Raw genomic sequence first — 7,763 nt, forward strand, 5'->3', positions numbered from 1 at the left:
GCGGTACGCCTTGCGGTACGCCTTGCAGATCCGCAGATACTCGTCGGCGATCTCGGCCGGGAGCCGGTCACCGAGGACCTGCCGCATCGCGTCGTTGATGGCGAACTTGATCAGCGTTCCGTTCATGTCGAACGTCACGAACCTGGGCTTGGTCTCGAATCCCACGATTCCTCCTGGAGCTGAGTTTCAGAACGGCCCGCTGCCACTCTGGTCGATTGTCGACCATATGTGTATCGTGGTCGACTGTCAACAATCATCAGTTGCCAAGGCCTCGAACCACCGGAGCTTGGCTCTAGGGAACCGTGGTCCTCGGGCGGGCGACGTCGCACCCGAAGGCTGGCTCGACAACCTAAACCGCGACCCCAACTCCCGGGAACTGCGCATGCTCCACCCCTCCGAAGGCCAGCCCGACCTGGTCGGGCAAGGGTCGTGATCGTCGGCGACCAGGTCGAGGTTCGACCCTCGTGCCGTGGGCCCAGTTCGCTTGACGAACAACGGCCAACTCGCGTGGGACTGTTACCGCTGGGCCCGCAACTACAAGCCGAGGCCACCTAACGGTCAGGTGGGAGCACGCTTCCCAGGTCTGGGTCGAATGATGGCCTGGCCGCAAACGCGCACGATCCTGTGGTCGGCGCGATGAGTCGTGCCATACGCCTCGTCAATCAGAGGTTGGACCTTCACCCACGGTTACCCAGCTACCTTGCGCGGGCTGTGGGCGACAAGGGCCGCGGGCCATAAGGACTCCGCCCTGCGGCTCTAGCTGGTGGCCAGCCCCCAGGATCGAACCGCCGCCTTGAGATCTTCCGATCTTCAGTCGGACGCTTGAAGTCTGCGCGCATGCGGTTCGGCCGATCCGTGCGAACGCACCGGGCCGCCTGCATCTCAGGAGTCAGGGCGGCACGGCGTTCGCGAGTTTGAACAGGGGGTGTACCGGATGGCGGGTACTCCAAGCAGGCAAGTGACCCGAGGTGTCTGCGAAGGAGGGAGGTGTAACCAAATGTATAACCGGGACGCTGCGGGACGGCTTGAGAGGGGGCGTGACAACCGGGATGGGGCATCGAGACTTCGTGCGGTAGGGGAGAGGGCGCGGGACGTGTGAGACGTGGGCGGGGCTGGCTCATAACCTAGTTGAGTCCAGCACAGTGGTGTACGGCGTGGTGACGGCCCGGGCATAGACGCGGGTGCGGTCACCGCGTGATTCTTCGAGAGATCTTCCACAACCCACTCGAAGAGGAGCACTGCGATGACCGCACGACCCAGTATCGACAGTGAGGATGGGTCCCGGCATCCCCGGGTGGGGTCTGACTCAAGTATCGACAGGCGTCAGTGACTGCCTTCGCATGGGATTCGTCGACCCTTCACCGGGGATGCCGCGCACGCGACCGGACGCGCGGTGTGACCTCATAGGAGCTTGAGCAGAAGCCCCCATCACTGTCTTGTCCGCCTCGCCCGGCCGGGCGCGTGCCGTCCTGTTCGTTGGCACTGAAAGGCGGCACAGACACACCATGACCGATCAGCATGTGATCTCGGAAGTCTTCGGCGGGGTGGACACCCACGCCCTCACCCACCACGCGGCAGTGGTCGACGCGCTCGGCCGTGAGCTGGCTGACCGGGAGTTCCCGACGACCCGGGCCGGATATGAGGCGCTGCGCAAGTGGATGGCCTCGTTCGGGGGGCTGGTGGCGGTCGGCGTGGAGGGCACCGGCTCCTACGGTGCCGGACTCAACCGGGTCCTGGCCGGCGCAGGCATCGTCGTGGTCGAGGTGGACCGACCGGAACGCTCCGCACGGCGAGCTCAGGGCAAGTCCGACCCGCTGGACGCCTATTCCGCGGCACGCGCGGCGGCGTCGGGCCGGGCTGACGGAACGCCGAAGTCCCGCGACGGGATCGTCGAGTCGATCCGATGCCTGCGCGTCGCGCAACGCTCGGCGGTCAAGGCAAGAACCCAGTGCATCAACCAGATCCGCGCCCTACTCGTCAACGGTCCCACCGAGCTTCGCGAGCAAATGAGGGCGCTACCGACCGCCAAGATGATCAAGGCCCTCGCCCGGCTGCGGCCCGGAGCAGACCTGTCCGACCCGTCCGCGGGCTGCAAGCACGCGCTCCGGTCGCTGGCACGACGCCACGGCGTCGAGCAAATGAGGGCGCTACCGACCGCCAAGATGATCAAGGCCCTCGCCCGGCTGCGGCCCGGAGCAGACCTGTCCGACCCGTCCGCGGGCTGCAAGCACGCGCTCCGGTCGCTGGCACGACGCCACGGCGTCCTGGATGAGGAGATCAAGGAGCTGCACCGCTCATTGACCCAGCTGACCGAGCAGGCTGCTCCGGAACTGCTGGAACGGTTCGGGGTCGGGATCCAAGTGGCCGCGCAGCTGCTGGTCACCGCCGGAGATAACCCGGACCGGCTGCGATCGGAGGCATCCTTCGCCCACCTCACCGGAGTCGCACCAGTGCCGGCGTCCTCAGGCCAACGCCACCGACACCGGCTCAACCGTGGCGGCGACCGGGCAGCCAACAACGCCCTACACACCGTCGCCCTGACCCGGATGAGATACGACGCGCCGACCCGCGCCTACGTCGAGCGGCGCACCGCAGAAGGACTGTCCAAGAAGGACATCATCCGCTGCCTGAAACGAGCCATCGCCCGCGAGATGCACCGGATCCTCACCACGCCAGCAGTGCCAGCAAACCCGCTCGCCGAGCCGACACTCAGCGCCGCTTGACATCCATAGGAGCATCCCTGCCGAGTTCCTGCACGAGCAGCTGGCCCAGGCCAGCCCGGACCTGATGCGTGAGCTGATGCAGGGGTTCGTCAACACGCTGCTGTCGGTGGAGGCCGACAGCGTGTGTGGCGCCGGCTACGGCGAAGTCTCGAGCGAGCGGGTCAACCGCCGCAACGGGTACCGGCACCGCGACCTGGACACCCGGATCGGCACCCTGGATGTGGCGGTGCCCAAGCTGCGGGAGGGTTCGTACTTCCCGGAGTGGCTGCTGCAGCGGCGCCGCCGGGCCGAGGCGGCGCTGACATCGGTGGTGGCGACCTGGTACCTGCTGGGGGTCTCGACCAGGCGGATGGACCGGCTGGTGCAGTCACTCGGGATCACCGGCCTGTCCAGGTCGCAGGTCTCGGTGATGGCCCGTGACCTGGACGCCCTGGTCAAGGACTTCCGGGAACGGCCGTTGGACGCCGGCCCGTACACGTTCGTGGCCGCGGACGCGTTGACGATGAAGGTCCGCGAGGGCGGGCGGGTGGTCAAGGTCGCGGTCATGGTCGCGACCGGTGTCAACGCCGACGGGTACCGCGAGATCCTCGGCGTCGCGACCTCGACCACCGAGTCCGGGCCCGGGTGGAACACCTTCTTCAAGGACCTGGTGGCCCGCGGCCTGTCCGGGGTCGCGCTGGTCACCTCCGATGCGCACACCGGGCTGGTCGAGGCGGTCGGGGCGAACCTGCCCGGCGCGTCCTGGCAACGGTGCCGCACCCATTACACGGCGAACCTGATGACGGTGTGCCCCAAGAGCGCCTGGGGTGGGGTCAAAGCGTTGCTGCACAGCGTGTTCGACCAGATACGCCGACGCCGTGCACACCCAGTACGACCGGCTGCTGGCCCAGGTCGCCCACCAGCTGCCCGAGGTCCACGCCCACCTCGACGCAGCCCGAGAGGAGGTCCTGGCCTTCACCGCCTTCCCGCGGGCGCTGTGGCGACAGATCTGGTCCAACAACCCCAACGAGCGACTCAACCGCGAGATCCGACGCCGCACCGACGTCGTGGGCATCTTCCCCGACCGGCCCTCGATCATCCGCCTGGTCGGCGCCGTGCTCGCCGAACAACACGACGAATGGGCCGACGGACGCCGCTACCTCGGCCTCGAGGTCCTCGCCAAGAGCCGCCTGACCCTGCTCAACACCCCAACCGACAAGGAGACCAACACCGAGATCGTGGGCGCGATCAGCGCCTGAGCACCATCAACGACGAATCACCGTCGTACACCACCCCGCGGGACTTGACCTCATAACCCGGAGGTCGCAGGTTCAAATCCTGCCCCCGCTACCACGAAGTAGCAGGTCAGAGGCCCTTTCCCTTCGGGGAGAGGGCCCCTGGCATTGGGGCGTGTAGCCACATGTGTAGCCAGCCGACCTTGAGACGGTTCCCGACCAATGGGACGCAACGGGACGGCTGGGACGAGGCAGAAACGCATGAGACGCCCGGATGGACCCTTGCGGACAGCATTTGGGGGGTGTCGCCGGGTCGATGTCCCGACGATCGCCAGGCAGCACCTGCCGCAGAGTCGGGAGCCCCGCCCCTTGCCGGCGCCGTGGCGATGTATCTGCCGCCGGCGCACGTTCCGGGCTCTGACCCGTCACGGGCAGCAGGTCGCAGGCAGGTCGAACCGACGCCTACCGATTTTCGGACGGATGCCTACGCACAGGTCAGTGGCCCTTTCCGTCTGGCGTGCAACCTTTCGTTGCAACATCTCGGCAGTCCGCCATCTACAATTGGGCTCCCTGCCCTGCTCCGCCACTGAGCAAGGCACCGACTTGGGCTGCTGACTGTAATTCCAGCGCGAAAGCTTCGAAGGTTCGAATCCTTCACCTGCCACCCAGTGCGCGAGAGGGTCCCTGACCGGCGGAAACGTAGTCTGGGGCCTCTTTGTCGCCCAATCTCGTGTCCGGCCGACATCGGACCTGACCCGCGTCCTACGGGTGTCTGCGACAAATACGCGACAAAGTTCTGATCTCCCCGAGTCACTCCGGCGCATGGAGAGCGCCCTCGATGCGCCGAGTGCGAACTTCTCTTGGCCGTACACGCACTTGGCGTACACACGGACAAAGAGCGTTGAGACGTGACGGATGCCGCGTGGTCAGCTTCGGACGCGCCGTCGACGTCATGGTGGGTGCCGTCGGCCGCTGCTGCATCCGCGCTGGAGGCGAACTTAGGTAAGGCTATACTGGATTGTCAACAATCAACAGTAAGCCTATGATCGCTCGCATGAGCAGATTGACGAGCGCAGTTCCCACCGGGCCGGCTGAGGTCGGCCACACCCACGCGGACGTCTCCGGAGGTGCCCTACGAGCATCAGTGTTTGGCGCCATGGACGGGCTGGTCACGAACATCGCGCTGGTCGCTGGCGTGGGTGCCGCCGGCGCCAACCCGCACTACATCGTCCTCACGGGCCTCGCCGGCCTGGTCGCCGGCGCCTTCTCGATGGCCTTGGGAGAGTTCACGTCGGTGAGGACCCAGAACGAGCAGGTCGACCGCGAGTGGGCCAAGGAGCGTGCCGAGATAGCCGCGAACGGCCCTGCCGAGGAACGAGAGCTGGTCGAGATGTTCGCCGAGATGGGGATGTCCCATGCCACGGCAGAGGTCGCAGCGCATGAGGTTCACGCCGACCCAGCGCAGGCCGCGCTGCTTCACGTGACACAGGAGCTGGGTCTTGACCCACAGGACAAGCCCTCCCCCCGGGTGGCGGCCGTGTCTTCGTTCTTCACCTTCTCCTCAGGTGCGTTGGTTCCGCTGCTGCCGTTCCTGCTCGGCTTCAGCTCGCTCACTCTGGGCCTGGTCGTGGGCGGTGTCGGACTGCTCGTCGCCGGTGGTCTGGCTGCCCTGGCGACCGGTGTCCCGTGGTGGTTGAGCGCCACCCGGCAGCTGGCCTTCGGTGCGATCGCGGCTGGCGCCACGTACTTGGTGGGTCTGGCCATGGGAGTCGGGGCTGTGGGGTAGGGCTCGACGGGGCCGGCAACGGCCCTGCGTTGCCTCTGTCGAGAGTTGTGCTGCTGTCGCTTGATCGAAGTACCTGTTGGACCAACCGATTCCGAAGATTGTCCGTATGGAGGAGCCTGAGATGCCGTCTGACCGTGTCACATCACTGGTGTGGGGAAAGAGCACGCTTCGCTGCGGGGGGGTGAAGTGATGACTGCTCGGCTTCGTTGGGTCGTTGGTCCGGCGCTCGTTGCGGTGACCGCTGCCGGCTGCGGCATGGGTGGTGGCAATGGGCAGGCTGCCGGTACTGCCGCTGGTGATGGGCGCCTGGTGTACGACGAGTTCGTCGCACCGGTTGCGGCCTGGGCGCTCGAGAGCGACGATGCTCAGATCTTCTCGCGGGCGGGTTGTCCGGAGACGTTGACTCGTAACAATGCAGACGGGACGTCGATCCCGTGGCTGGCTGAGTCCTGGGCCCGGGTCAGCCCGACGGTGTGGAAGTTCACCCTTCGCAAGGGTGTGAAGTTCCAGGACGGGACAGTGTTGGACGCCCAGGCGGTGGCCGGTGCGCTCAACCACCTCCTGCAGGCCAAGGTGCCGGCCCGGTCCTTCAACCCCAAGTCGGTGTCGGCGGTGCAAGCCGTGGATGCCGGGACGGTGCAGATCACGACCCCGGCCCCTGATGTGCTCCTGCCCCTGCGGACGGCCAGCCCTAACACGGCCATCCTTTCGCCCAAGGCGTACCAGGGTGCTCAGCTCAACATCCAGGGTACGTGCACCGGGCCCTTCAAGGTGGTCAAGGAGGTGCCCGGGCAGTCGCTTCAGGTCGTGCGCAACGACGGCTACTGGGGTGGCAAGCCGGCCTTGGCCGGTGCCGAGGTTCGGTTCGTGGCTGCTGGCCCGACCCGGGTGACGCAGGTGCGCACCGGCGAGGCGGACGTCGCCGCGGTCGTCCCGGCGGTGTCGGTGGCGGCGCTGCAGGGCGACTCGAACGTCAAGCTGGAGAAGATCCAGTCCCCGCGTACCGCGGTGATGTTGCTGAACAACTCGCGGGCACCGTTCAACAAGCCGGCGGTGCGCAAGGCGGTCCAGCGGGCCATCGACACCAGCGCGATCGCCAAGAGCATCTACCACGATGTGGCGACCCCGGCCGCCGGCCCGTTCGCGCCTTCCGACCCCTGGGCGGCCCAAGGCGCCCAGCCGATCGCGGCGAACCTGGACGAAGCCAAGAGCATGTTGGCCCAGGCGGGAGTCAAGCCCGGTTCCCTGACCTTCACCCTCGTCGCCTACACCGACCGTCCCGAGTTCGCGGACCTGGCCGCGGTGATCCAGGACCAGCTGTCCAAGATCGGGGTCAAGGTCAAGATCAAGACCGGAAGCAACGCTTCGGTGCAGCCGGACCTGCTGGCCGGCAACTTCGAGGCGGCGCTGTTCTCCCGCGGTTACCTGATCGATGCCGCCGACCCGCTCAGCTACCTGCGTTCGGACTGGAGCTGCAAGGGCACCTTCAACATCGCCCACTACTGCGACCCGCAGACCGACGCCCTGATCGACAAGGCCGCCGGGACCGAGGATGCCAACGCCCGGCACCAGATCGAAGGCCAGATCGCGGCGAAGGTCCAAGAGGACGCAGGCGGCGTGTTCCTGGTGCACGAGTCGCTGGTGACCGCGGTGCGCTCCAAGGTGCAGGGCTTCAAACCAGATCCGCGCAACTTCTTCGTCCTGACCAAGGACCTCACCGTCCGCTGACCCTCGGCTCCCGGGCCGCAAGGCCAGGGCCCCGGAAGCAACGACAGCCCGCCGCGCCCACGGACCACCGGCCCGTGGGCGCGGCGGAGCCAGTGAGGACACCGCCGATGCCCGGTGACATGAGACGAATCATCATCGTCGGGGCCTCGCTGGCCGGGCACCAGATAGCCACCCGGTTGCGCGGTCTCGGGTACGACGGCGAGCTCACCGTGTTCGGCGCCGAGACCCACCGACCCTATGACCGCTACCCCCTGTCGAAGGGGTTCCTCTCCGGGGACGTCAACGAAGGGGGCCTCGCGATCGAGCCCGGCC

4 protein-coding genes and 1 pseudogene are annotated in these 7,763 nt (G+C 66.9%); all 5 read left to right on the forward strand.

Annotated features, from left to right (window positions below; translation table 11 throughout):
* Window positions 1-1,505 precede the first annotated feature (1,505 nt).
* Window positions 1,506-2,723 carry an IS110 family RNA-guided transposase gene (locus tag AC1DWP_RS19305; protein ID WP_477616113.1) on the forward strand — a complete coding sequence of 406 codons (1,218 nt, stop codon included), beginning with the start codon at window positions 1,506-1,508 and terminating at the stop codon, window positions 2,721-2,723.
* A 1-nt stretch (window position 2,724) separates the two neighbouring features.
* A pseudogene (locus AC1DWP_RS19310) lies at window positions 2,725-3,961 on the forward strand (IS256 family transposase).
* A 1,030-nt stretch (window positions 3,962-4,991) separates the two neighbouring features.
* Window positions 4,992-5,723, forward strand: coding sequence for a VIT1/CCC1 transporter family protein (locus tag AC1DWP_RS19315; protein ID WP_477616114.1), 732 nt, complete (start codon window positions 4,992-4,994; stop codon window positions 5,721-5,723).
* 309 nt (window positions 5,724-6,032) lie between these two features.
* A complete protein-coding gene (locus tag AC1DWP_RS19320; RefSeq protein WP_477616115.1) occupies window positions 6,033-7,451 on the forward strand; it encodes an ABC transporter substrate-binding protein in 1,419 nt (472 codons plus the stop codon).
* Between the two features lie 119 nt (window positions 7,452-7,570).
* On the forward strand, window positions 7,571-7,763 hold a 193-nt coding region (locus AC1DWP_RS19325), incomplete at its 3' end, for an FAD-dependent oxidoreductase (protein WP_477616116.1).

This window comes from Pedococcus sp. P2_F6 (assembly GCF_056403675.1).

Excerpts from the sequence above, each read along its gene's own strand:
- AC1DWP_RS19305 (WP_477616113.1), top strand. The coding sequence starts at position 1,506 with ATGACCGATCAGCATGTGATCTCGGAAGTCTTCGGCGGGGTGGACACC.
- AC1DWP_RS19315 (WP_477616114.1), top strand. The coding sequence starts at position 4,992 with ATGAGCAGATTGACGAGCGCAGTTCCCACCGGGCCGGCTGAGGTCGGC.